The sequence below is a fragment of the Streptomyces sp. NPDC020917 genome (assembly GCF_044333795.1).
Lineage (GTDB): Bacteria > Actinomycetota > Actinomycetes > Streptomycetales > Streptomycetaceae > Actinacidiphila.
This window is the reverse complement of the sequence record NZ_JBIRRR010000008.1, coordinates 289,329-312,289: the sequence shown is the minus strand read 5'-3', so window position 1 is coordinate 312,289 and position 22,961 is coordinate 289,329. Positions and strand designations below refer to the sequence as shown.

Annotated in this window: 20 protein-coding genes and 1 tRNA gene; 7 read left to right on the top strand and 14 right to left on the bottom strand. The window is 73.2% G+C overall.

Annotation, left to right across the window (positions count from 1 at the left end; all coding sequences use genetic code 11):
• Positions 1-29 precede the first annotated feature (29 nt).
• Positions 30-1,355: a diaminopimelate decarboxylase gene (locus tag ACH4TG_RS20175; RefSeq protein WP_398243724.1), complete on the top strand. Its 1,326-nt coding sequence runs from the start codon at positions 30-32 to the stop codon at positions 1,353-1,355.
• A gap of 28 nt (positions 1,356-1,383) precedes the next feature.
• On the opposite strand, the gene ACH4TG_RS20170 is transcribed toward ACH4TG_RS20175, so the two are convergent.
• The 5 genes from ACH4TG_RS20170 to ACH4TG_RS20150 all read right to left on the bottom strand — a co-directional run bounded on the left by ACH4TG_RS20170 (position 1,384) and on the right by ACH4TG_RS20150 (position 7,742).
• Positions 1,384-1,926: a hypothetical protein gene (locus ACH4TG_RS20170; protein ID WP_398243722.1), complete on the bottom strand. Its 543-nt coding sequence runs from the start codon at positions 1,924-1,926 to the stop codon at positions 1,384-1,386.
• Positions 1,927-2,065: 139 nt separating this feature from the next.
• On the bottom strand, positions 2,066-2,995 hold the full coding sequence (locus tag ACH4TG_RS20165; RefSeq protein WP_398243721.1) for a MurR/RpiR family transcriptional regulator: 930 nt from the start codon (positions 2,993-2,995) through the stop codon (positions 2,066-2,068).
• Between the two features lie 245 nt (positions 2,996-3,240).
• Complete coding sequence (locus ACH4TG_RS20160) at positions 3,241-3,804, bottom strand: hypothetical protein (RefSeq protein ID WP_398243720.1); 564 nt, start codon at positions 3,802-3,804, stop codon at positions 3,241-3,243.
• A 242-nt stretch (positions 3,805-4,046) separates the two neighbouring features.
• The gene (locus ACH4TG_RS20155; protein ID WP_398243719.1) at positions 4,047-6,230 is read right to left on the bottom strand and encodes an MMPL family transporter; all 2,184 of its coding nucleotides are present in this window, start codon (positions 6,228-6,230) and stop codon (positions 4,047-4,049) included.
• Between the two features lie 171 nt (positions 6,231-6,401).
• A complete protein-coding gene (locus ACH4TG_RS20150) occupies positions 6,402-7,742 on the bottom strand; it encodes an AMP-binding protein (protein WP_398243718.1) in 1,341 nt (446 codons plus the stop codon).
• Between the two features lie 90 nt (positions 7,743-7,832).
• On the opposite strand from ACH4TG_RS20150, the gene ACH4TG_RS20145 reads away from it, so the two are divergent.
• A complete protein-coding gene (locus tag ACH4TG_RS20145) occupies positions 7,833-8,252 on the top strand; it encodes a hypothetical protein (protein ID WP_398243717.1) in 420 nt (139 codons plus the stop codon).
• 401 nt (positions 8,253-8,653) lie between these two features.
• Here the strand turns inward: ACH4TG_RS20145 and ACH4TG_RS20140 are convergent, their stop codons facing one another.
• Positions 8,654-10,042, bottom strand: coding sequence for a cystathionine beta-synthase (locus tag ACH4TG_RS20140; RefSeq protein ID WP_398243716.1), 1,389 nt, complete (start codon positions 10,040-10,042; stop codon positions 8,654-8,656).
• Between the two features lie 180 nt (positions 10,043-10,222).
• Here ACH4TG_RS20140 and ACH4TG_RS20135 point away from each other — a divergent pair, with 180 nt between their 5' ends.
• The 3 genes from ACH4TG_RS20135 (at position 10,223) to ACH4TG_RS20125 (ending at position 13,949) form a co-directional block, all read left to right on the top strand.
• Complete coding sequence (locus ACH4TG_RS20135) at positions 10,223-11,332, top strand: SGNH/GDSL hydrolase family protein (protein ID WP_398243715.1); 1,110 nt, start codon at positions 10,223-10,225, stop codon at positions 11,330-11,332.
• Between the two features lie 133 nt (positions 11,333-11,465).
• On the top strand, positions 11,466-12,686 hold the full coding sequence (locus tag ACH4TG_RS20130) for an acetyl-CoA C-acetyltransferase (protein WP_398243713.1): 1,221 nt from the start codon (positions 11,466-11,468) through the stop codon (positions 12,684-12,686).
• A 438-nt stretch (positions 12,687-13,124) separates the two neighbouring features.
• Positions 13,125-13,949: a hypothetical protein gene (locus ACH4TG_RS20125; protein ID WP_398243712.1), complete on the top strand. Its 825-nt coding sequence runs from the start codon at positions 13,125-13,127 to the stop codon at positions 13,947-13,949.
• Between the two features lie 94 nt (positions 13,950-14,043).
• Here ACH4TG_RS20125 and ACH4TG_RS20120 read toward each other — a convergent pair whose 3' ends face one another.
• The gene (locus ACH4TG_RS20120; protein WP_398243711.1) at positions 14,044-14,433 is read right to left on the bottom strand and encodes a hypothetical protein; all 390 of its coding nucleotides are present in this window, start codon (positions 14,431-14,433) and stop codon (positions 14,044-14,046) included.
• Positions 14,434-14,554: 121 nt separating this feature from the next.
• On the opposite strand from ACH4TG_RS20120, the gene ACH4TG_RS20115 reads away from it, so the two are divergent.
• Positions 14,555-14,788, top strand: a complete 234-nt coding sequence (locus ACH4TG_RS20115; RefSeq protein WP_398243710.1) for a DUF4287 domain-containing protein — start codon at positions 14,555-14,557, stop codon at positions 14,786-14,788.
• A 129-nt stretch (positions 14,789-14,917) separates the two neighbouring features.
• Here the strand turns inward: ACH4TG_RS20115 and ACH4TG_RS20110 are convergent, their stop codons facing one another.
• Positions 14,918-15,817, bottom strand: a complete 900-nt coding sequence (locus ACH4TG_RS20110; RefSeq protein WP_398243709.1) for a Bax inhibitor-1/YccA family protein — start codon at positions 15,815-15,817, stop codon at positions 14,918-14,920.
• 216 nt (positions 15,818-16,033) lie between these two features.
• Here ACH4TG_RS20110 and ACH4TG_RS20105 point away from each other — a divergent pair, with 216 nt between their 5' ends.
• Complete coding sequence (locus tag ACH4TG_RS20105; RefSeq protein WP_398243708.1) at positions 16,034-16,903, top strand: bifunctional DNA primase/polymerase; 870 nt, start codon at positions 16,034-16,036, stop codon at positions 16,901-16,903.
• 14 nt (positions 16,904-16,917) lie between these two features.
• Here ACH4TG_RS20105 and ACH4TG_RS20100 read toward each other — a convergent pair.
• The 6 genes from ACH4TG_RS20100 to ACH4TG_RS20075 form a co-directional block, all read right to left on the bottom strand.
• Positions 16,918-17,001, bottom strand: a tRNA-Leu gene (locus ACH4TG_RS20100).
• Between the two features lie 254 nt (positions 17,002-17,255).
• The gene (locus ACH4TG_RS20095; RefSeq protein ID WP_398243707.1) at positions 17,256-18,653 is read right to left on the bottom strand and encodes a class I SAM-dependent methyltransferase; all 1,398 of its coding nucleotides are present in this window, start codon (positions 18,651-18,653) and stop codon (positions 17,256-17,258) included.
• Positions 18,654-18,934: 281 nt separating this feature from the next.
• Positions 18,935-20,329, bottom strand: coding sequence for an NAD(P)/FAD-dependent oxidoreductase (locus ACH4TG_RS20090; protein WP_398243706.1), 1,395 nt, complete (start codon positions 20,327-20,329; stop codon positions 18,935-18,937).
• Positions 20,330-20,690: 361 nt separating this feature from the next.
• Entirely contained in the window at positions 20,691-21,644 is a 954-nt protein-coding gene (locus ACH4TG_RS20085; RefSeq protein ID WP_398243705.1) for an exopolyphosphatase, read from the bottom strand.
• Positions 21,641-22,243 carry a DUF501 domain-containing protein gene (locus ACH4TG_RS20080; RefSeq protein WP_398243704.1) on the bottom strand — a complete coding sequence of 201 codons (603 nt, stop codon included), beginning with the start codon at positions 22,241-22,243 and terminating at the stop codon, positions 21,641-21,643. Before ACH4TG_RS20080 ends, ACH4TG_RS20085 begins: the two co-directional genes overlap by 4 nt.
• 100 nt (positions 22,244-22,343) lie before the next feature.
• Positions 22,344-22,841: a septum formation initiator family protein gene (locus ACH4TG_RS20075; protein ID WP_398243703.1), complete on the bottom strand. Its 498-nt coding sequence runs from the start codon at positions 22,839-22,841 to the stop codon at positions 22,344-22,346.
• Positions 22,842-22,961: the final 120 nt, after the last annotated feature.

Sequence of the window (22,961 nt, the reverse complement as noted above, 5' to 3'; positions counted from 1 at the left end):
CCGCGAGACGAGGTGATGGGATGGCTGTCATGACGGATGAGCTGGGGATACGGCGAGGGCACGCCCTGCGTGCGGCGGTGGAGCACGGGCTGGTCGGCGAGCAGGAGCCGGTGGTGGGCCTGCTGGACATCACCGGCATCGAACAGTCGGCGACGGCCCTGCACGCCGCTTTCGCCACGCCCGGCGTCGAGATCACGCACACCTTCGCCGTCAAGGCCGCGTCCCTGGTCCCGGTGCTCGCGCTGCTCGGCGAGTGCGGCCTGGGCGCCGAGGTCGCCAGCCCCGGCGAGCTGGCGCTGGCCCGCGCGGCCGGCATCCCGGCCGCGCGCACGGTGCTGGACTCCCCCGCCAAGACCGTCGCCGAACTGCGCGAGGCCCTCGCCCTCGGCATCGCCGTCAACGCCGACAACCCGCAGGAGCTGGCCCGTATCGACGCCCTGCGCCAGGAGAGCGGCTCCGCCTCGCCCGTCGGGCTGCGGGTCAACCCGCAGATCGGCGCGGGCAGCATCGGCGCGATGAGCACCGCGACGTCCACCTCCAAGTTCGGTGTGGCGCTGCGCGACCCGGGCGCCGAGGAATGGGTGCTGCGCGCCTACGCCGAACGCCCGTGGCTCAACCGGCTGCACACCCACACCGGCTCGCAGGGTGTTCCCCTGGAGCTGATGGCCGCGGGCGTCAGGGCGGCCTACGAGCTGGCCGAGCGGATCAACGCCGCCGCCGGCCGGCAGCAGGTGACCGTCCTGGACATCGGCGGCGGCCTGCCCGTCAACTTCGACTCCGACGAGACGACCCCAAGCTACGCCGACTACGCCGGCCTGCTGCGGGCCGAGGTCCCCGGCCTGTTCGACGGGCGCTACGGCCTGGTCACCGAGTTCGGCCGGTCGCTGCTGGCCAAGAACGGCACCGTGCTGGCCCGGGTCGAGTACGCCAAGTCCGCGGGCGGGCGGGCGATCGCGGTGACGCACGCGGGCGCGCAGGTCGCCACCCGCACGGTGTTCGTGCCGGACGCCTGGCCGATCCGGGTGCAGGCGCTGGACGCCAAGGGCCGGGAGAAGGCCGGCGAGCCGGTCGTCCAGGACGTCGCCGGGCCCTGCTGCTTCGCCGGCGACCTGGTCGCCAAGGGGCGCCCGCTGCCGCTGCTGGAGGCCGGCGACCACGTCGCCCTGCTGGACACCGGCGCGTACTACTTCTCCAACCACTTCGCCTACAACTCGCTGCCCCGGCCCGCCGTGCACGGCTACACCGCCCGCACGGACGGCACCGTGGAGTTCGTGCCGGTGCGGACCGCGCAGTCCGAGGCCGAGCTGATCGCGGAGAGCGGCGGCGGCCTGCCGCCGCTGCGCCGCGGGCTCTGAGCGACCGGCCGGGGCGCCGGGCCGCCGCTCAGCGGCGGCGCCGGCCCCCTCCGGGTGCGGCGTCGCCCGCGGCGATCCCGGTCAGCTGGTAGGCGGCCGGGTCGCCGTCGGGCCGCACCCACAGCAGCGCGTCCTTGGCGCGCTCCATCCCGCCCAGGCGCAGCGACCTGGCCCACAGGCCCGCGCCGATGCCGCCCAGCAGCATGCCGCCCGCGCAGGGCAGGCCCGCGTTGGACGCGAGGGCCAGCACGAACGCCAGCGCCAGCCACCACCGGCGCCGCCGCAGCCACGTGCGCACGGTCACCCTGCGGTCCTGGAGGTACACCGACTTCGCGGCCCGCGACGCCGCGCGGGCCCGCACCTCGTACCGCCCGCCGCGGATCGCGAACGCCGCCACCGCGGCCACGAGGAACAGGGCCGCGCCCGCCATCACCCCGATCCGCCGGCCCATGGGACTGAACGTCACCGCCGTGCCCGGCACCGCCGCGACCACGCCCAGCCACCACAGCCAGCTCGCCGCCGCGCGCACCGTCACCGCAACCCGCGCCAATGTGTAGGCCCCGCGCACCACGCTGCGCTCCCTCCTTCGTCAGCCGTCATGTGTGCTGCGGAGAGTACGTCGCGTTTCTCAGATTCTCGTGAGGAAACCGGCCCGGTCCATGAGGAAACCGCCCCGCGCGGCGTCCGGCGGGGTGTGGCGCTGCCCCCGCTCAGTCGACGAACACCCCGCGGGCGGCGGCGTGCGCGTCGAACTCCTCCAGCCGCGCCTGCGCGTCCGGCAGGTCGTCGCACATCGACTCCAGCAGGACCCGGCCCAGCAGCATCGGCGCGCACGCGGTGTCGAAGGCCAGCCCGGTGCCGACGGCCGCGGGCAGCAGCAGGTCGCTGTGCGCGGCGACCGGCGCGAACGCGCTGTCGGCGACGGTGACCACGGTCAGCCCGGCCTCCTTCGCGTACGCCAGCGTGTCGACGGTCTCCCGCGGATGCCGCGGCAGGGCGAAGCACAGCAGCGCGCTCGCGCCGGCGCGCACCGCGGCGTCCAGCCGGTCGGCGAGCATCGTGCCGCCCTCGTCCAGCAGCCGCACGTCCGGGTGGACCTTGGCCGCGAAGTACGCGAAGCCGCGGGCCTGGGCGCCGGCCGCCCGCAGCCCCAGCACCGGCAGCGGCCGCGAGGCGGCGAGCACCGCCCCCGCCCTGGCGACCGGACCGGTGTCGGCGAGCAGCGTCGCCAGGTGCTGGAGGTTCTCGATCTCGGCCTGCACCGCCTGCTGGTACTCGTTGAGCGCGGCGCTGTCCGGTGCGGCGGCCGCCGGGGCGACCTCCCGCAGATGCCGGCGCAGCGCCGGGTAGCCGTCGAAGCCGAGGGCGACCGCGAACCGGGTCACGGACGGCTGACTGACGCCCGCGAGTTCGGCGACCTCCACGCTGGACAGGAACGGCGCCTCGTCGGCCTTGCGGACCAGGCAGTGCGCGATGCGCCGCTGCGTCGGGGTGAGCCGGTGCGCCTCGAACAGCCGCAGCAGCCGCGCCGACGCGTGCCCCGCGCCCGCGTCTCCCGCACCGGCTGTGCCCGCGCCCTGCGCGCCGCCCGTCCGGTGCACGCCGTCCGCACCGCGCGCGGCGCCGTCCCCGCTGCCCATCGTCGTCCGTCCCTGGCCTCGTCCGCCCGGTCACCACCGGCCGTTATTCACTCGCCCCTGACTCTGCATGAGGATATGCAGTCCGGCAACCCCGGCGGCGCCCCGGACGAGCCGCCGCGCACCCCCGGCGCACCCGCGCGCCCGCCCATCCGCGCCCGTCGGCACGTCAGCACATCGGCACGTCGGCCGGTCAGCCCGCCGGCACTTCGGCACTTCGGCACGTCACCAGCTCCGCCCGCGCGGCCTCACCAGCCGCCCAGCACCGCGGTCAACTCCCGCACCCCCGCGCAGTTCCAGTACGCCTCGCCGGACTCGGCGTGCACGCCGTAGACCGCGACCACCTGGAAGATCAGCGCCAGCACGTCGGCCACGCATATGCAGACCGCCAGCGTGCCCTGCCAGCACTCCGCACCCTGCTGCCCCGCGCGCCGCGCCGCACGGAAGAACAGCACGCACACCACGGCCGCCGCCGCCCCGCACAGCAGCGACGCCCAGGCCATCGCGACGAGCGTCCAGGGCACCGCCAGCCGGTGGCACAGCGCCGCGGCGTGCTTGCCGTGCTGGTCGTCCTCCACCGCCGTGCCGATCAGCAGCAGGAACCCCAGCACCGCGAGCCCGGGCGCCAGCAGCACCCCCCGCCGCCAGCGCGGCCCCGGCAGCAGCACCTCGCCGTCTCCGGCGCCCCGCGCCGGTCCGGCCGCCGCCACCGGCTGCTCCGTATCCACCGATCCCGCCGCGTCCCCCGCGGCCCGGTCCTCCGACCGGCCGGGCGACCCGTTCGCCGCCCGCTCGCCCACATCCCCCATCACGGCCCCCGTACCTCGTGCCCGTCCCCGGAAAGCCCCGGACCCCGCCGGACGCCGGCCTCCCCGGCCGGCCCGCACGGCAGTCCGCGGCGGCAGTACCGGCAGCTGCCCGTGACGGACCCTCACTCGACGGCCCGTCACTCTGTGCAACCGCTCACGTTCCGGTCAGCGTAGCCCAAGGGGCCGGGCAGGTGTCCGACACCTGCCCGGCCCCTGTGGACAACTCCTGGACCGCTCCCCGGGGATCAGCCCCGGCGGGACTCCTCCAGGTCACGCGGGTCGCGCGGACCGCCGCCGTCGCCCGGACCGTCCTGGCCCGTGCCGGACGGCAGGCTCTGGGCCCGGTCCGCGTGGCCCGGCCACCAGGCCGCGTGCCCGATCAGGGCGGTGAGGCTCGGCGTGAAGAACATCGCCATCACGAACGCGGCGATCACGATGCCGAACGCGACGGTGAAGCCCATCTCCATCAGGAAGTCGTTGCCGGACAGCATCAGCGTCGCGAAGGTCGCGGCGAGGATGAAGCCGGCCGCGCCGATCGTCGGGCCCGCGTGCTTGAGGGCCTCGCTGGCCGCCTCGCGGGGCTCCCGGCCCTCCTGGGCCTCTTCCCTGAGCCGGGCGATCATCAGGATGTTGTAGTCCGTGCCGATCGCCACCACGAACAGGTACATGATGATCGGCAGCATGAAGATCAGGCCGTCGCCGCGGCCGAAGATCCACACCGTGGTGCCGAGCGTCGCGCCGAAGCCGAGGCCCACGGACGCGATGAGGTACCACGGCGCGACCACGCTCCGCAGCAGCAGGCCGAGGATCACCATGATGAGCACCGCGGCGACCGGGAAGACCGTGCGGTAGTCGTGGTTCACCGCCGCGTTGATGTCCTTGTAGATCGAGGACGTGCCGCCGACGAGCGCCTCGGTTCCGGGCGGCGCGTTCTCGTGGGCGACGGTGCGGACGTCGCCGACCGCGGCGATCGCCTGGTCGGTGGCGGCCTCGTACTTCAGCGTCACCGTGTAGTTGGCGGTGGTGCCGGCCTTGTTGACGTCCTTGGCCTGGTCGAAGGTGACGCCGGCCACGCCGTCCACTCCGCGCAGCTTGGCTGCGAACCCGGTCAGGTCGCCGCTGAGCGCCTTGCCGTCCTTGCTGGTGACGTAGACGTTGGTCGGTGCGGCCGCGCCCGCGGAGTACGCCGTGCTGAGCGTGTCCTGGACGACCATCGACTCCTTGGTCTTGGGGATGGAGCCGGAGGCCAGGTCGTAGGACGCCTTGTAGCCGAAGGTGCCGATGGCCAGCACCAGCATGACCGCGCCGGAGACGACCGCGACCATCGCGGGCTTGCGGGCCATCAGCCGGCCGACGGCCGCGTACCGGGTGCCGCGCGGCTCCTCGCGCCACTTCTTGCCGGGCCAGAACAGCGCCCGCGGCGGGATCAGCGAGCAGATCGCCGGGAACAGCGTGAGGCCCGCCAGCAGGGTCACCGCGACCAGGATCGCCAGGGCCGGGCCGAGCTGGGTGAGGAAGCCCAGGGTCGACAGGGCCAGCGCGCAGAAGGCGATGATGACCGCGCCGGCCGCCGAGGCGATGGCCTCGCCGACCCGGGCGACCGCGTTGATCATCGCCTGCTTGGGTTCGTCACCGGCGCGCAGGCGTTCGCGGTAACGGAACATCAGGAACAGGAAGTAGTCGGTGCCGACGCCGAGCACCACCACGATCAGCAGTGCCGAGATCGAGCTGTTCGCCTGGAGTCCGAAGATCTTGGTGGCGTCGGCGATCAGCGCGTTGGCGACGGTGAAGACCACGCCGACCAGCAGCACAAGGGGCATGATCGCCACCAGCGGCGATCGGAAGATGATCGACAGGGTCACGATGATGATCAGCAGCGAACCGAACAGCGCCACGGCGTCCGAGGTCTTGCCGGCGTCCTGCTGGTCGAGGCCCTGCGCGGCCTGACCGCCGACCTGGACCTTCAGCGCGGTGCCCTTGGCGAGTGCGGTCGAGTCGTCGCGCAGCGCCTTGGCGGCGTCGGCCTGCTTGGGCTGGCCCGCGGACTTCTTGTCCATCTGGACCAGCGCGGTCTTGTACTTGTGGTCCTTGGACTCGCTGCCGTCGACGATCTTCTGGACCTGGTCGATCTTCTTGTCGCCCAGCCCTGTGGTGATCCGCGTGATGTCCGCCTTGTCGGCGGTCGTCAGCGGCTTGCCGTCGGTGCGCTGGTAGAGCACGATCGCGGCCGGGGTGAAGGCCTGCGGGAACGCCTTCTCCTGGACGTTCATCGCCTTGATCGACTCGTAGCTGCTGGGCAGGAAGCTGCTCTCGTCACTGTTGGACGGCAGGCTGGGGGCGGTGGCGACGATCGCGACGGCGGCGATCACCCACGCCACGATCGTCCATACGGGATGGCGGACGACGGTGCGTCCGATGCGGTGGAACATGCGGTGCTGCCTCCATGGCAGGACGTATCACCGCCACCCTTTGGAGCGGTTCCCGGGTATCGGCGACCCGGACGGGCGGTCGCCGTCCGGTAATGGGGTTCGGTTGTTGCGCCACGAGCCTACTTGCCGACCGGCAAGGGACAACTTCGGGGCCATCTACGCCTATCCCGCTCACAGGGGTGGAAGCAAGCGCTTTTGTGGCTTGCCCATCGCGTTTCGCGGCAGCTCAGCGAGGAACCGCACCCTGCGGGGCCGTTTGTGCACCGACAGCAGGGCCGCCACGAAGTCGGTCAGCTCCCGCTCGGCGACGCCGTCGGCCACCACATAGGCGACGATCTCCTGCCCGAGGTCGTCGTGCGGGACGCCGACCACCGCCGCCTCGCGGACCGCGGGGTGGGCCAGCAGGGCGTTCTCGACCTCGCCCGCGCCGATCCGGTAGCCGCCGGACTTGATCAGGTCCGTGGAGGCCCGGCCGACGATCCGGTGCGTGCCGTCCTCGTCGATCGAGGCGATGTCGCCGGTGCGGAACCAGCCGTCGGCGGTGTAGGCGGCCGCGGTGGCGTCCGGGCGGCCCAGGTAGCCGTCGAACAGCGTCGGCCCCTGCAGCTGGAGTTCGCCGATGCCGTCGGCGGACTCGGCGATCCGGGTGGTGATCCCGGGCAGCGGGGTGCCGACGGCGCCGGGCTGCCGCGGACCCGACGCCCGCGCGCTGAGCGTGATCAGCGACTCCGTCATGCCGTAGCGCTCCACCGGCTCGTGGCCGCTGAGCGCCTTCAGGTCGTGGAAGACCGGCGCGGGCAGCGCCGCGCTGCCCGACACCAGCAGCCGTGCCGCGGACAGCGCCCGCGCCGCGGGCTCGTCGCGCACCACCCGGTGCCACACCGTGGGGACGCCGAAGTACAGGCTGCCGCCGGCCGCCGCGTAGGCCGCGGGTGTGGGCCGTCCGGTGTGCACCACGCGACTGCCGACACGCAGGGCGCCGAGGACGCCCAGCACCAGGCCGTGCACGTGGAACAGCGGCAGCCCGTGCACCAGGGTGTCCTCGGCCGTCCACTCCCAGGCCGCGGCCAGGCCGTCGAGGTCGGCCGCGATCGCGTCCCGCCCGATCACCACGCCCTTGGGCGGGCCGGTGGTGCCGGAGGTGTAGAGCACCATCGCGGCCTGCCCGGCCGGCGTTCCGGTGAAGTCGGCGCGCTCGCGGAAGTCCACCGGCACCACCTCGGCGCCGGAGTCGTGCAGGATGTGCTCCCGCTCCTGCGGTCCCGCGTCCGGCGGGACCGGCACCAGGGGGACGCCGGCCAGCAGCGCGCCCACCGCGGCGGCCACCGTCTCCAGCGACGCGGTCGCCTCGATGGCGAACGCCTTGGTCCCGGCGGCGCGGCGGGCGACCGCGCCCGCCGCCCCCAGCAGCTCCTCGTACCCGCAGGACCGCCCGTCGACCGTGACGGCGTCCTTCCGGTCCCGCCCGTCCGTGCCGGCGCAGAGCGCGGTGAGCACAGGCGCATGGGGCATCGCGGATCCTCCTCAAGGACGGCAGACCCCCGAGGAAATCGGGGGCTAACCCCAGTGTCGCCCACCCCCGCTCCTGTCTACGGTAGGGCTATGGACGCCCGCGACCCGGAACTCACCAAGGAACTCTCCGCCACCTTGCAGGCGCGCAAGGATCTCGGACCGGAGTACGAGTCGGAGCTGGTCGACTCCTTCATGGAGAAGGTGACACAGCGCGTCGACAGCCATGTCGAGCAGCGGGTGCGCCGTGAACTGGCCCAGCAGCAGACCTCGTTCGCCCGCGCCGACCGCCGCCCCATCGGGCCGCCGGAGCCGAACCCGCGCTTCGCACGCTACGGGTTCGCCGGGATCACCCTGGTGCTGGCCATCCCGCTGTCGGCCATCGGCGCGGCCAACGCCGGCGCGACCGGACTGTTCATCAGCTGGGCGGGCATCGTCGGGGTGAACGTCGCCCAGAGCATGGGCTCGATCTTCGGGCCGCGCTCCAAGCAGGACAAGGACGACTGGTCGTAGCCGCCGCGGGGGCCCGCGGGCCTCGTGGAAGGCGCCGGGCGCCAGGCTGCGTGCCCGGCGCCCGACCGCGCCCGGCGAAGGGCGCCGGGAGGAGAAGTGAGGCGGGAACCGCCGCACCCCCGAGGCGAGCTCGGAGGGCGGGACGACGGCGGTTCCCGCGGGACGCGGGCCGGGTCAGGGCCTGGCCGTGCGCGTCCTGGCCACCATGGATCCGGGAGCCGCTCCGGAAGCCCTGGTGCCGTCGGTGTGCCGCGCCGGCCGGCTCCTGCGGGACCCCCGTGGTGTTCGGTGGGTTCCCGTTGGCCGCCCGGTGCGACATCACCCAATGTGCCGGAGGCGTGTTAAGCCCGTGCTGCGTCGACGTGTCGCGGGTGTACCACTTCCGCGAACCCTGGTCCGGCTCAGGCGGCGCCGTGACCGGCCAGGAAGGCCAGCAGGTCCTGGCGGCTGACCACCCCGGTGGGCTTGCCCTCGACCAGCACGATCGCCGCGTCGGCGTTCTCCAGGACGCCCATCAGGTCGCCGACCGGCTCGCCGGAGCCGACCTGCGGCAGCGGCGGGCACATGTGCTTCTCCAGCGGGTCCTCCAGCGTCGCCTTCTTGCCGAACAGCGCGTGCAGCAGTTCGCGCTCGACGACCGAGCCGACCACCTCGGCGGCCATCACGTCCGGGTGCCCGGCGCCGGGCTTGACGACCGGCATCTGCGACACGCCGTACTCGCGCAGCACCTCGATCGCCTGCCCGACCGTCTCGTCCGGGTGCATGTGGACCAGGTTGGGGATGGTGCCCTGCTTGTTGGCGAGCACGTCGGCGACCCGCGCCTCGCCCTCGCCCTCGTCGAGGAAGCCGTGCGAGCTCATCCACTCGTCGCTGAAGATCTTCGACAGGTACCCGCGGCCGCTGTCCGGCAGCAGCACGACCACCACGTCGTCCGGTCCGAGCCGCTCGGCGACCTTGAGCGCGGCCACCACGGCCATGCCGCAGGAGCCGCCGACCAGCAGGCCCTCCTCGCGGGCCAGCCGGCGGGTCATCTGGAAGGAGTCCTTGTCGGAGACCGCCACGATCTCGTCGGCGACGTCGCGGTCGTAGGCGGTCGGCCAGAAGTCCTCGCCGACGCCCTCGACCAGGTAGGGACGGCCGGAACCGCCGCTGTACACCGAGCCCTCGGGGTCCGCGCCGACCACCTGCACCCGGCCCTCGCTGACGTCCTTGAGGTAGCGGCCGGTACCGGAGATGGTGCCGCCGGTGCCGACGCCGGCCACGAAGTGGGTGATCCGCCCGTCGGTCTGCTCCCACAGCTCCGGGCCGGTGGAGTGGTAGTGCGACAGCGGGTTGTTGGGGTTGCTGTACTGGTCGGGCTTCCAGGCGTTGGGCGTCTCGCGCACCAGCCGGTCGGACACGTTGTAGTACGAGTCGGGGTGCTCGGGGTCGACGGCGGTCGGGCAGACCACGACCTCGGCGCCGTACGCCCGCAGGACGTTGATCTTGTCCATGGACACCTTGTCGGGGCAGACGAAGATGCAGTGGTAGCCCTTGGTCTGGGCGACCATCGCCAGGCCCACGCCGGTGTTGCCCGAGGTCGGCTCGACGATGGTGCCGCCGGGCTTGAGCTCGCCGCTGCGTTCCGCGGCCTCGATCATGCGCAGCGCGATGCGGTCCTTCACCGAACCGCCGGGGTTGAAGTACTCGACCTTGGCCAGGACGGTCGCCTGGATGCCCTCGGTCACGCTGTGGAGTCTCACCAGCGGGGTGTTGCCGACGAGGCTGATCATCGAGTCGTGAAACTGCACCGTTGTCTCCGGGTTCTCCGTGATGGTGCGGCCAGCCTATTGGTGCCGTCCGCGCCCCGCACGAAACGTCGGCGGCCCGGTGGGCGTTGACGTGGGTGTGACGGCTGCGACGTTGGTCCGGGAGCCGCGTGGGGCACCACGTCGGTGTACGGGCCCAAGCACAGGAAGGTGGCCTGCTCGATGTCGAGGGCGAGGGTGGCACGGCGGATCGCGACCGCCGCTGCGTACGGCGGTGGCGGGATCGGCCTGGTCGGCGGCGCGGCCGTCGGGCTGCTGCTGACCGAGGTCCGGCTGGCCAAGCGGCTGGTCGGCGGCTCGGGGGACGTGCCGCCGCGGGCGGACGGCCGCTACGGTTCGGCGTTCGCGCACCACACCGACGAGCCCGCGCTGCGGCTGGGCTTCCTCGGCGACTCCACGGCCGCCGGGCAGGGCGTGCGCCGGGCCCGGGAGACCCCGGGGGCGCTGCTCGCCTCGGGCCTGGCCGCGGTCGCGGAACGGCCCGTGCGGCTGGTGAACGTGGCCCTGCCCGGCGCCAAGTCCGACGACCTGGACCGGCAGGTGTCGCTGCTGCTGGACTCCTCGGTGCCGCCGCCGGACGTGGCGGTCATCATGATCGGCGCCAACGACGTGACCCGGCGGATGCCGCTGGCCACCTCGGTGCGGCTGCTGTCGGACGCGGTGCGGCGGCTGCGCGCGGCCGGCACGGAGGTGGTGGTCGGCACCTGCCCTGATCTGGGCTCCGTCGAGCCGGTCTACCAGCCGCTGCGCTGGCTGGCCCGCCGGGCGAGCCGGCAGCTGGCGGCGGCGCAGACCATCGCGGTGGTCGGCCTGGGCGGCCGCACCGTGTCGCTCGGCGACCTGCTGGGCCCGGAGTTCGAGGCGCGGCCGCGGGAGCTGTTCGGCCCGGACAACTACCACCCGTCGGCCGAGGGCTACGCCACCGCCGCGATGGCACTGCTGCCGACCCTGTGCGCCTGCCTGGGGCTGTGGCCGGAGGCCGACGAGCAGCCGGACGCCCGGCGCGGCGAGGGCTTCCTGCCGGTCGCCGAGGCGGCCGTCGAGGCGGCGTCCGAGGGCGGCACCGAGGTCACGGCGGCCCAGGCCGGCACGGGACCGCGCGGACGCTGGGCGCTGCTCAAGCGGCGCCGCCGCCGTCCGCTTGAGGATGAGGAGCAGCCGCAGCAGGAGGGCACAGACGGCACTGACGGCGCCGCCTCCGCCGCGGCGGGCGGCACGACAGGCGACGCGGCGGGCGGCACGGGGGACGGCGCGTCCTCCCGCTCGGCGTAGCATCGGGTAAGCAAGCGCTCAGAAAGTAGCCCGCATCACAGCAGCGGTCTGATGACTCGCCGCGATACCTGCGGGTAACTTCCCTGGGAGCCCGCAACCGAGTCCGCCCCCTGCGCCGCCGAGGAGTGCCGCGATGCCCGAAGCCGTCATCGTCTCTGCCGCCCGTTCACCCATCGGACGCGCCTTCAAGGGGTCGCTCAAGGAGCTGCGCCCGGACGACCTGGCCGCCACCATCATCGGGACGGCGCTGGCCAAGGTGCCGCAGCTGGACCCGCGGGACATCGACGACCTGATGCTGGGCTGCGGGCTGCCCGGCGGCGAGCAGGGCTTCAACATGGGCCGGATCGTGGCCGTGCAGATGGGCATGGACCACCTGCCGGGCTGCACCGTCACCCGCTACTGCTCCTCGTCGCTGCAGACCACGCGCATGGCCATGCACGCGATCAAGGCGGGTGAGGGTGACGTCTTCATCTCGGCCGGCGTCGAGATGGTCTCCCGCTTCACCAAGGGCAACTCCGACAGCCTGCCCGACACGATGAACCCGCTCTTCGCCGACGCCCAGGCGCGCACCCTCAAGCGCGCCGAGCAGGGCGGCGGGGAGTGGCACGACCCGCGCGAGGACGGGCTGGTACCGGACGCCTACGTCGCGATGGGCCAGACCGCGGAGAACCTGGCGGCGCTCAAGGGCATCACCCGGCAGGAACAGGACGAGTTCGGCGTCCGCTCGCAGAACCTGGCCGAGGCCGCGCTCGCCAACGGCTTCTGGGAGCGCGAGATCACCCCTGTGACGCTCCCGGACGGCTCGGTGGTGGCGAAGGACGACGGGCCGCGCGCGGGCGTCACCCTGGACGGCGTGGCGGGCCTGAAGCCGGTGTTCCGCCCCGACGGGACGGTCACCGCGGGCAACTGCTGCCCCCTCAACGACGGCGCCGCCGCCCTGGTCGTCATGTCCGACACCAAGGCCCGCGAGCTGGGCATCACGCCGCTGGCCCGCGTGGTGTCCACCGGCGTCTCCGGGCTCTCCCCGGAGATCATGGGCTACGGCCCGGTCGAGGCGTCGAAGCAGGCCCTGCGGCGGGCCGGTATGTCCATCGGCGACATCGACCTGGTCGAGATCAACGAGGCCTTCGCGGCCCAGGTGATCCCGTCCTACCGCGACCTCGGCATCGACCTGGACCGCCTGAACGTCAACGGCGGCGCCATCGCGGTCGGCCACCCCTTCGGCATGACCGGCGCCCGCATCACCGGCACCCTCATCAACAGCCTCCAGTTCCACGACAAGCAGTTCGGCCTGGAGACGATGTGCGTCGGCGGCGGTCAGGGCATGGCAATGGTCCTGGAGCGGCTGAGCTGAGCCGCAGCGGACGGTAGGGGCCGCCCGAGGCACGAGGGCGGCACCTGCCGGCAGCGAAGGCGAAACTCAGCGCGACCACCAGCACGCACGGCTGAGCTGAGCCGCGGCGGACGGTAGGGGCCGCCCGAGGCACGAGAACGGAATTCGGGCGGAGTTCCACTCAGGGTAATTGCACGAATGCAAGGAGCACGCGGTGTGACATAAGTCGCAACGAAATCGCCCCCGGGATCTGATTTTTCCCCGGGGGCGCCCCGTTTGCGCAGGTCAGATGGCGGGCAAGGTGGCACCACACAGGGGTGGAGCTGTCCTTTTCATGCCGCTTTCATGACGTTCCGCACTGCGAAGGCCAGGGGTTTACCGGCAAAGTGATGTGTGGGGGAAGTTTCGCCCGCCACTGTGGTGGGCATTGCTCGGGTCGCATCAGTCGGGAGTACGTCAGTGAGTGCCAACTTCACCGTCCTGCTGGTGGCCGCGGGTCTCGCCGTGGCCGCGGGTTCCGCCGCCCTGCTCTCCGCCCGTGGCGTCCGCCGCGAGCTGTCCGCCCTGCGCCGTGACCTCGCCGCTCTTCACGTGCCCGCCCCGCGCGAGGCCGACGTCGACATCCGCGCCGCGGTCGCCGGCGCCCTGGCCGACGAGCGCGAGCGGGAACTCGCCGAGGCACGGGCCTTCTGGGCCGAGCAGGAGGCCCGCGAGGCGGCCGGCGACACCGGGTTCTTCCGCGGCGGCCTGTACGGGGTGTCCGGGGACGCGGGCAGCGCGTCCGGCGCCTCCGAGACCCCGGACTACGAGGTCCCGCCGGTCCTCCCCTACCTGCCGCGCCAGGCGGACTTCGCCGGCCTGGAGCCGGCCGCTGAGGCCGCGGCCGACGCGGGGACCGAGCCGGAGGCGACCGAGGTCACCCTGCCGGCGCCGGGCATGATCCCGCACCCCTCCGGTCCGGACTTCGTGCCGTCCCCGGTCGTCGCCTCCCGCGACCAGACCTCGGAGCGGCTCTCCGACCTCGCCGACGCGCGCATCCCGCTCGCCGACGTGCGCCCGGGACCGCTCGGCACCCTGGACGTGTACGTCTTCGCCGACGGCACCACGCTGTGCATGACCCCAGGCCACCGGGAGACCGCGCTGCAGCTGTCCAAGGCACTGGACCGCGGCGAAGTGCCGGTGCTGCGCGGCGGATCCGCGATAGCCGGCGCGTACGCGCTCACCTTCGCCTACGGCGACGAGAGCGTGTACGTCCTGGCCGACCGGGTCGTGGCCTCGCTCTGACCGCCGCCGCGGCCCGCACGGGCCGCCACGGCCCCGACACGGGCCTGCGCGGCCCCTGTCCGCCGTGTTCGGGCGGCACCTCGCCCAACCCCGGTCAGCCGACCGCCTTGGCGGCGCGCGCCACCCGCTCCAGCGCCTCGGCCAGCACCGCCGCTGCCTGCCCGGAGCCGGACACTTCGCCTGCCGGCACGGCGTCATCGCCCTCGGCTCCGGCACCGGCTCCGGCGCCCTGGCCCGTCCCCAGCGCCCTGACCAACTCGTTTCCCGCGACCGCCAGTTGGTCACCGACCACGAAGATGCCGTCGTCCGGGACCTCGCGCGGCTCACGCCCGGGGAACTCCAGCAGCTGCGCCTGCCGGGCCAGCCAGCGGGCGAGTTCGAGGCCCTCGGCCGCGGCACCCGCCTGCAACCGGCGTTGCGGAAGCGAGCGCAGCCGTCCGGCGAGGCGTTCCACGGCGGTGTGCAGGGCGGCGGTTTCGGGCATACCGGGGACCCTACCGGGGCGCGCGAAGTGCCTCCCACTCCTTTCCGGTGGCGCGGGATGGTTGCCAACAACCGACCATTCGGGCACCGTGGGGTGACCGGACCACATACCGGAGGCGCCGATGTCCCAAACGCACTTCTCCGAGGAAACCCACCGGAACCTGCTCGACCGCATCCCCCATTGCACCGGCCGCGAGATCAACGAGTGGCTGCGCGCCCTCGACGACGGCCCGTCATTCCTCCGCTTCGACGACAAGGTCAGCTGGCTGCGCAGCGAGCACGACCTCTCCTACGGTCACGCCAAGGCCCTGGTCCATGAGTACGACCTGCGCCGGGCTGCCCGCAACCTCCTGTAATGCCGGGCCTGTTCGGCCCCCGTTCCCCCTCATCCCCGTCCTACCCTCACCCGACGCCGCAACGGGCCGCAGGGAAGCTCGCGCTTCCCTGCGGCCCGTTCGCCCCTCATGCGGCCCTGGCGGCCGCGGTCAGTCGCGCAGGATCGCGATCAGCCGCAGCAGCTCCAGGTAGATCCACACCAGCGACAGCGTCAGGCCGAACGCGGCCAGCCACGACTCGTTGCGCGGGGCGCCGTAGCGGATGCCGTCCTCGACCTGCTTGAAGTCCAGCGACAGGAAGAACGCGCCGAGGCCGATGCCGAGCAGGCAGAAGACGATGCCCAGGCCGCCGGTGGCCAGGCCCAGGCCGTCACCGCTGCCGAACGCCGCGAACAGCAGGTTGACCACCATCGCGAGCACGAAGCCGATGGCGATCGCCATGCCGATGCGCTGGTAGCGCGCGGTGACCCGGATGATCCGGGCCCGGTAGGCGATGAGCATGCCGGCGAAGACCGCCATGGTGCCGAGCACCGCCTGCACCGGGGCGCCCTGCCAGGCGTCGTTGTACGCGCGGCTGAGCACGCCCAGGAACAGGCCCTCGAAGATGGCGTAGCCGAGGATCAGGGCCGGCGACGGGGTGCGCTTGAACGACTGGACGATGGCCAGCACGAACGCCACCATGGCCGCGCCGAAGGCGATGCCCATCTGGTCGCCGAGCGCGAACCAGCCGATGACGACGCCCACCACGACGGTGCCCAGCGTCATCGCGGTCCGCATGACGACGTCGTCGATCGTCATCCGGCCGGTCTGCGCGGGTCCCGCGGCCGGGGCGGAGTACATCTCCTCCATCTGCTGGGGAGTCAGGGGCTGCGGCTGCTCGTACGGGTGGTGCGGTGCGCCCTGCTGCGCGGGGCCGCCCTGCTGGCCGTAGGGGTTCGCGCCGTACTGCGCGTAGGGGTTGCCGCTCTGCTGGGCACCCGTGCCGAATCCGGCGTACTCGTTCCCGCGGGTGAAGCCCCGCCGGGAGAAGACCGGGTTGCTGCTCCTCATCTCACTCCTCCATGGCCGCGTGTTGCGACTCTGCGCCTCAAGAGTAATGGCTTGGCAAAATGCCATGCGTACGCCTGGAGGAGGATCTTCCCCCCGACTCGCCCCTCAGTCACCCCTTTCCGTGGATCGCGGGCCTATCCGGTGGACGCCGCGCCTCGCGCGCGGTATCACTGAGGAGTGGAGACGAACACGCGTTCGAACATCAGGGAGCAGGCCATGCCACGCCCCGACCACACCCGCGCGCTGCACGCGGCGCTGATCGCCGCGGAGCGCGGCCTGCCGGTCATCCCCCTGTCCCGCAGCAAGCTCCCCGCCGTTCGCTCCCCGCACCGCGACGAGGCGCGGGCCAGTGCCTGCCGCGGCGAGTGCGGCCGCCCCGGCCACGGCGTGCACGACGCGACGACCGATCCGGCCGCAATCCGCGCGCTGTTCGCGGTCGCCCCCTGGGCCACCGGCTACGGCATCGCGTGCGGTCTGGCACCCGTCCACCTCGTCGGCGTCGACCTCGACGTCAAGCACGGCGCGAACGGGATCACAGCGCTGCGGGCTTTGGCCGAATCCCGCGGTTTCGCCGTCCCGCAAACGGTTACCGTGCTGACCCCCAGCGGGGGCCGCCATCTGTGGTTCAGCGCGCCGCGGCCGGTGCCCAACTCGGTGGGCCGGCTGGCTCCCGGGATCGACATACGCGGCGCCGGCGGGTACGTCGTCGGCCCCGGCTCGCGCACCGTGGCCGGCCACTACCTGGTGGCCCCGGGCACCGCGGGCCATCCACTGGCCGAGGCCCCGCCGGCCCTGCTGCGGCTGGCCGATCCGCCCCCGCCGCCGCCCCGCGCGCCGGAGCCCGACCACCCGCGCCATCCGGCGGAGAAACGTGCCGCCGCGCTGGTGCGGTTCGTGCTGGATTCACGCGAAGGAGAGCGCAACGGACGGCTGTTCTGGGCGGCCTGCCGGGCGTACGACGCGGGATTCGGCGAGGCGCTGGCGCCCGCCCTGGTGACGGCGGCGGTCCACACCGGGCTGAGCGAGCAGGAGGCGGCCGCGACGGTCGCGTCCGCGGGCCGCCTCCGGGCGTCCGCAGAGCCCTGAAAGGGCTCTGCGAGTGCCCGGAGCCGGACTTGAACCGGCACGCCCACTCAGGGGCAGCGAGGTTTAAGCTCGCCGTGTCTGCGTTCCACCATCCGGGCCGGCGGGGCGCAGTGAAAGCGTATCCGTGTCGGGCGTCGCGAACAGGACGCCCAACTTGCCATGTTGTCTTATTTTAGGCGTTACTGATGGCCCATCAGGTGCAAGAGGCCGGTCCCGCCGCACCACAGGGCAGTTCACAGCAGTAACAGCCCTTACACACAAGTGACGTGATTTCGCTCTCCGCGACCGGGCGCCGACCCACCGTGGGGGCAACGTTTCCCCAGGGCGCGCGGCCTGCGAGGGCGGACACGGGCTACGAGAGCCACGCGGTGCGGGTGGCGGGCATGCCCGAGGCGCCGTCGTCCGGGGTGCGCACGGCGAGGACCTGGTTCACGCCGATCCGGTTGCGCTGGAACGACACCGCGCACGCCGCCATGTACAGCCGCCACACCCGGGCCCGGCCCTCGGAGGTCGCGGCGACCGCCGCGGGCCAGGCGTCGTCCAGGTTGGCCACCCAGGCGCGCAGCGTGCGGGCGTAGTGCTCGCGCAGCGCCTCCACGTCGCGCACCTCGAAACCGGCCTCTTCCAGCCGCGCCACGGTGGTGCCGACCGGCGACAGCTCCCCGTCGGGGAAGACGTACCGGTCGATGAACTCGTCGACGCGGTAGCCCTCCTCGTCGGCCATCGGCCGCCGGGCGATCTGGTGGTTCAGCAGCCGGCCGCCGGGCCGTACCAGGGCGTGCAGCGTGCGGGCGTACTCCAGATAGCGCTCGCTGCCGACGTGCTCGGCCATGCCGATCGAGGAGATCGCGTCGTACGGGCCGTCCCTGACGTCGCGGTAGTCCTGCACCCGGATCTCGATCTGCCCGGTGAACCCCGCGTCGGCGATCCGCTTGCGGGCGTAGGAGGCCTGCTCGCCGGAGAGCGTGATGCCGGTGGCCCGCACCCCGTAGTGCTCCGCGGCGTGCAGCACCATCGATCCCCAGCCGCAGCCGACGTCCAGCAGCCGGTGGCCCGGCTGGAGCTGCAGCTTGCGGCACACCAGGTCGAGCTTGGCGTACTGCGCGTCGCCCAGGGAGGTGGGGACGGCGCCGGGGCCGGCGTCCGCACCGCCGCCGGGGACCGCCGCGGCGCCCGTGCCGTCGAGCGGGTCGCCGGTGAAGTCCGGCCAGACCGCGCAGGAGTAGACCATGGACGGCCCGAGGACCATCTCGTAGAAGTCGTTGCCCACGTCGTAGTGGTGGGAGACGGCCACCTTGTCGCGGCGCCTGGTGTGCGCGGAGCCGGCCCTCCTGCGGACCTCCTCCGGCGGCGGGGCGGGCGGCAGTCCGGGGCCGGACAGGGCCAGCGCGCTGCGGGCCAGCCGGTAGGTCACCGGGTCGCGCAGGGCGGCCGCGGCCTTGCGGACGGATTCGGCTGTGCCGTGGGCGGGGCCGGGTTCCGGCCGCTCCCACAGGAGTTCGGCGAGCAGGTCGAGGGCCTGGTAGAGGTCGCCCTCGATGTCGAGGTCGCCGGCCACCCAGGCGCGGGCGAGGCCGAGTTCTCCCGGCCGCCAGAGCAGGCGGCGCAGGGCTTTGCGCCGCGCGAAGACGAGGACGGGTGCGCCGGACGGCCCGGCCTCGCTGCCGTCCCAGGCGCGCACGCGCAGGGGGAACGGAGTCGAGAGAGCGTGTTCGGCGAGTTCAAGGATGCGAGGAGCCGCGTCAGCCATGACTTGAGCGTACGACCGGAAATCGCCGGTGACCCGGATATCTACCTTGTAGATACACGTAGTTGACCCGGAAGGCTGCCACCAGGAGTCTCCGGGGGCCGGCGGGCGGTTTCCGGCGGTTCGTGCGGAGGGTGAAGGCGGTCGCGCGGGGGGCTTCCGGTCGGCGGTCCGGCGGCGCGGCGCCGCGCCGTCCCGCGGCCGGCCCCCGGCACGCCGAAGGGCGCCCGCACCACGGATTGGCGGGCGCCCTTCGGCTCATACGTGCGTGCCGGGGTCCTTCGTCAGGACGCGGCGGCCTTCTCGGCCGGAGCCGGCTTGGCCGCCGGGGCCGGGGCCCCGGTCGCCTGGGCCGGGATCGGCCGCGCGGCCTCGTAGAACTCCTCGCGGGGGTTCTCGATCGCGCCGAGGGAGACGACCTCGCGCTTGAGGAACATGCCGAGCGTCCAGTCGGCGAAGACCCGGATCTTGCGGTTCCAGGTCGGCACGGCCATGCCGTGGTAGCCACGGTGCATGTACCAGGCCAGCCGGCCCTTGAGCTTGATCTTCGTCTTGCCGAGGACGATCATCGCGACGCCCTTGTGGAGCCCCAGGCCGGCGACCGCACCCTTGTTGGCGTGCTTGTAGTCGGCCTGCGGGAAGCCGCGCATGCCGGACACCACGTTGTCGCCGAGGACCTTGGCCTGGCGCAGCGCGTGCTGGGCGTTCGGCGGGCACCAGGCGCCCTCGCCGGCGGCGAGGTCGGGGATCTGGGCGTTGTCGCCGGCGGCCCAGATGTAGTCCGAGCCCTGCACCTGGAGGGTGGCCGCGGTGTCCACGTGGCCGCGCGGGCCGAGCGGCAGGCCGAAGCGGGCCAGCGCCGGGTTGGGCTTCACGCCGGCGGTCCACACGATGGTGGAGGCGTCGACCTCGAGCCCGTTGGCGAGCACCACGTGCTTGTCGACGCACGACTTCATCGACGTGCTGAGGTAGACCTCGATGCCGCGCTCCTGCAGGTGCTCCAGCCCCCACTTGCCGAGCTGCGGGCCGACCTCGGGGAGGATCTTGTCCGCGGCGTCGACGAGGATGAAGCGCATGTCCTCGCGCTTGACGTTCGGGTAGTACTTGGCGGCGTCGCGGGCCATGTCCTCGACCTCGCCGATGGTCTCCGCACCGGCGAACCCGCCTCCCACGAAGACGAAGGTGAGCGCCTTGCGGCGGATCTCCTCGTCGGTGGTGGAGTCGGCCTTGTCCAGCTGCTCCAGCACGTGGTTGCGCAGGCCGATGGCCTCCTCGACGCCCTTCATACCGATGCCGTTCTCGGCCAGGCCGGGGATCGGGAAGGTGCGGGAGACCGCGCCGAGCGCGATCACCAGGTAGTCGAAGGGCAGCTCGTAGGACTCGCCGACGAGCGGCTCGACCGTGGCGACCTTGCGGTCCTGGTCGATGGTGGTGACCCGCCCGGTGAGCACCTCCGCCCCGGGAAGCACGCGTCGCAGCGGGACGACGACATGCCGCGGGGAGATGCTGCCGGCTGCGGTTTCGGGAAGGAAGGGCTGGTACGTCATGTACGAGCGGGGGTCGACGACCGTGACGGTCGCCTCGCCGTACCGCATCTTCTTCAGGATGCGGCGCGCCGCGTACAGGCCGACGTAACCGCCGCCTACTACGAGGATCCGTGGACGCTCCGTGGTGCTCATGCCTCGAGTATCCAGCACGGGAGAGGGGGGTCCTCGTGAGCCCCTTCACAAGGTGCTGGACACCCTCTGCTACACTGCGCGACTTCATGACCTGGGCCGGGAGGCGCCGGCCGGGTCGCACCGGTCCCCCGCCGTTTATACATGGCGCTGAGCAGCGTGGATCGGGCCCCCGGTGGCCGGGACCGTGTGGCGCGTAACCCCCCGGAAACACCGACGCGCCAGGGATTCCAGGGGGGTTGGCACTGTGAGCCTTGGAAACTTGGGCCACCGCACGGGAACTTCATGTGAAGAGTTTCACAAAGGTTTTCCGGCGCCCACGATCCGGACACCCCGCGGCCCGCTCACCAGGTGCGGCGCACCCTCAGCTGAGCACACTCCAGGCGATTCCGTCCAGGATGTCGTGCTCGCTGACCACGACCTCCTTCGCCCCCGTGCGCTCCATGATCCGCAGCAGCACCAGGGCGCCGGCGGCGATCACGTCGACCCGGCCCTCGTGGATGACGCGGTGGGCGGCGCGCTCGGCGTGGGTGGCCGTCAGCAGGTCCGCGCTGATCCGCCGGACCTGCTCCAGCGACACCCGGGCGTGGTGGATCACCGCGGAGTCGTAGACGTCGAGGCCGAGCGCGAGGGCGGCGACGGTGGTCACCGAGCCGGCCAGCCCGACGAGGGTGCGCGCCTGCTCCAGCGGCACCGCGGCGCCCGCCTCGTCCAGCGCCGCGTCGACGTCGGCGGTCATCGCGGCGATCTGCGCGGGCGCCGGCGGGTCGGTGATCGCCCCGTCGTGCACCAGGTGCCGCTCGGTCATCCGCACGCAGCCGACGTCCACCGAGCGGGCCGCGCGCACCTCGCCGTCGCCGAGCACGAACTCGGTCGAGCCGCCGCCGATGTCGACCACCAGATACGGCGTCTGGAGGCCGTGCTCGCCGGTCAGTTCGCGGGTGGCGCCGGTGAAGGAGAACTCCGCCTCCTGGGCGCCGGAGATCACCTCGGGCTCGACCCCGAGGATGCCGACGACACCGCGCACGAACGCGTCGCGGTTCTCCGCGTCGCGGGACGCGGACGTGGCCACGAAGCGGATGCGGTCGGCCGGCACGCCGTGCTCGCGGATCACCTCGGCGTACTCCCGGCACGCCGCGAACGTCCGCTCCAGCGCCTCCGGCGCGAGGCGCCCGGTGCGGTCCACGCCCTGTCCCAGCCGGACGATCCGCATCCTGCGGTCGAGGTCCTTCAGCTCGCCGGTCGCGGGGTCGAGGTCGGCGACGAGCAGGCGGATGGAGTTGGTGCCGCAGTCGACGGCGGCCACACGCGTGGTCACTCGGGCTCCTCGGAGGTCGTGTCGGTGGCGGCCGTTCCGGGGGCGGCCGGCGGGGTCACGCAGGGGCCCTTGGCCCACCAGTCGGGCAGCAGGTCGAGGGTCTCGTCACCGAGCGGGTTGACGCCGCGGCCCACGGCCAGCGCGTGGCCGGCCAGCACGTGCAGGCACTTGACCCGGTCGGGCATGCCGCCGGCGCTGGGGAAGCCCTGCAGCACCTCGATGGCGTCCCGGCGCGCGATGTAGTCCTCGTGCGCGGCCCGGTAGGCGGCGGCCAGGTCCTCGTCCTCGGCGAGCCGGGCGGTCATCCGCTTCATCACGCCGTCCGCCTCCAGCGTGCCGATCGCGGAGGCCGCGCGCGGGCACGTCAGGTAGTACAGCGTCGGGAAGGGCGTGCCGTCCTCCAGCCGCGGCTGGGTCTCCACCACGTCGGGGTTGCCGCACGGGCAGCGGTGCGCGATCGCCCGCAGCCCGCGCGGCGGGCGCCCCAACTGCGCGTGGACGGCCGCGACGTCGGCCTCGGTGGGCGGCGTCTCGGCCGGCGGCAGGGGCGGTTGCGTGGCCGGGGGCGGGGTCGGGGTGTGGTCCTCGGAGCTGTTCATGAGAGGTTCTGGAGCCTTCTGCCTCGGCGCGAGGCATGTCGGATGCGCGGACGCGTCGGCGCCGGCGTGCCGGCGGCTCCGCGCCCCGGGCGGGTGCAGGTCAGTGGGGGCGGGAGGCGGCGGACGCGTCGGCCCGGTCCACACCGTTCCACAGGTTGTCGTACCACGGGCGGTGCGCGGCGGCCTCGCTCGTGGCGCGGTGCTCGGCGGCCGGGTCGCCGGCGGCCGGCGGCCCGCCCGCGACCTGGTAGCCGGTCTCACCGGGCATCACGTAGTGGAGGTGCTCGCGGGCCTGGGCGCGGACGTAGTCCGGGTCCTGCCAGCGGGCCTTCTCCTGGCGCAGCTGCTCGACCTTCTTCTGCGCCTCCTGCGCCTGGCGGCGCTGGTCGGCGATGTCGGAGCGCTGGGAGACGTACTGCCGCATGGGGTAGGCCAGGGCCACCACCAGGGCGCACAGCACCAGGGCGAGCAGAGCGGCCCGGCCGGTGAGCCTGCTGCGCCGCACCGGGCGCCTGGCCGCGGCCCGGTACACCCGGGCCTGCGCCTCCTGGCCGATGGCCTTCAGCCGGGCCGCGGTGGAGAACCGGTCCGCCCCCACGAGTCACTCCCCTCGTCACCGTCACGCGTACGTCCCCGCCCACGGTACGGGACCGGGTGCGGGGACGTACGGAGCGGCGGGGGACGGCACGGACCGCGCCTCCCCGGGCGGGACCGGCCC

Bases quoted from the DNA above. Each gene is read 5' to 3' on its own strand.
- ACH4TG_RS20130 (WP_398243713.1), top strand. From the start codon at position 11,466: ATGCCCGAAGCCGTCATCGTCTCTGCCGCCCGTTCACCCATCGGACGC.
- ACH4TG_RS20120 (WP_398243711.1), bottom strand. From the start codon at position 14,433: ATGCCCGAAACCGCCGCCCTGCACACCGCCGTGGAACGCCTCGCCGGA.
- ACH4TG_RS20165 (WP_398243721.1), bottom strand. From the start codon at position 2,995: ATGGGCAGCGGGGACGGCGCCGCGCGCGGTGCGGACGGCGTGCACCGG.
- ACH4TG_RS20155 (WP_398243719.1), bottom strand. From the start codon at position 6,230: ATGTTCCACCGCATCGGACGCACCGTCGTCCGCCATCCCGTATGGACG.
- ACH4TG_RS20115 (WP_398243710.1), top strand. From the start codon at position 14,555: ATGTCCCAAACGCACTTCTCCGAGGAAACCCACCGGAACCTGCTCGAC.
- ACH4TG_RS20135 (WP_398243715.1), top strand. From the start codon at position 10,223: ATGTCGAGGGCGAGGGTGGCACGGCGGATCGCGACCGCCGCTGCGTAC.
- ACH4TG_RS20150 (WP_398243718.1), bottom strand. From the start codon at position 7,742: ATGCCCCATGCGCCTGTGCTCACCGCGCTCTGCGCCGGCACGGACGGG.
- ACH4TG_RS20105 (WP_398243708.1), top strand. From the start codon at position 16,034: ATGCCACGCCCCGACCACACCCGCGCGCTGCACGCGGCGCTGATCGCC.
- ACH4TG_RS20095 (WP_398243707.1), bottom strand. From the start codon at position 18,653: ATGGCTGACGCGGCTCCTCGCATCCTTGAACTCGCCGAACACGCTCTC.
- ACH4TG_RS20090 (WP_398243706.1), bottom strand. From the start codon at position 20,329: ATGAGCACCACGGAGCGTCCACGGATCCTCGTAGTAGGCGGCGGTTAC.
- ACH4TG_RS20175 (WP_398243724.1), top strand. From the start codon at position 30: ATGACGGATGAGCTGGGGATACGGCGAGGGCACGCCCTGCGTGCGGCG.
- ACH4TG_RS20080 (WP_398243704.1), bottom strand. From the start codon at position 22,243: ATGAACAGCTCCGAGGACCACACCCCGACCCCGCCCCCGGCCACGCAA.
- ACH4TG_RS20110 (WP_398243709.1), bottom strand. From the start codon at position 15,817: ATGAGGAGCAGCAACCCGGTCTTCTCCCGGCGGGGCTTCACCCGCGGG.
- ACH4TG_RS20145 (WP_398243717.1), top strand. From the start codon at position 7,833: ATGGACGCCCGCGACCCGGAACTCACCAAGGAACTCTCCGCCACCTTG.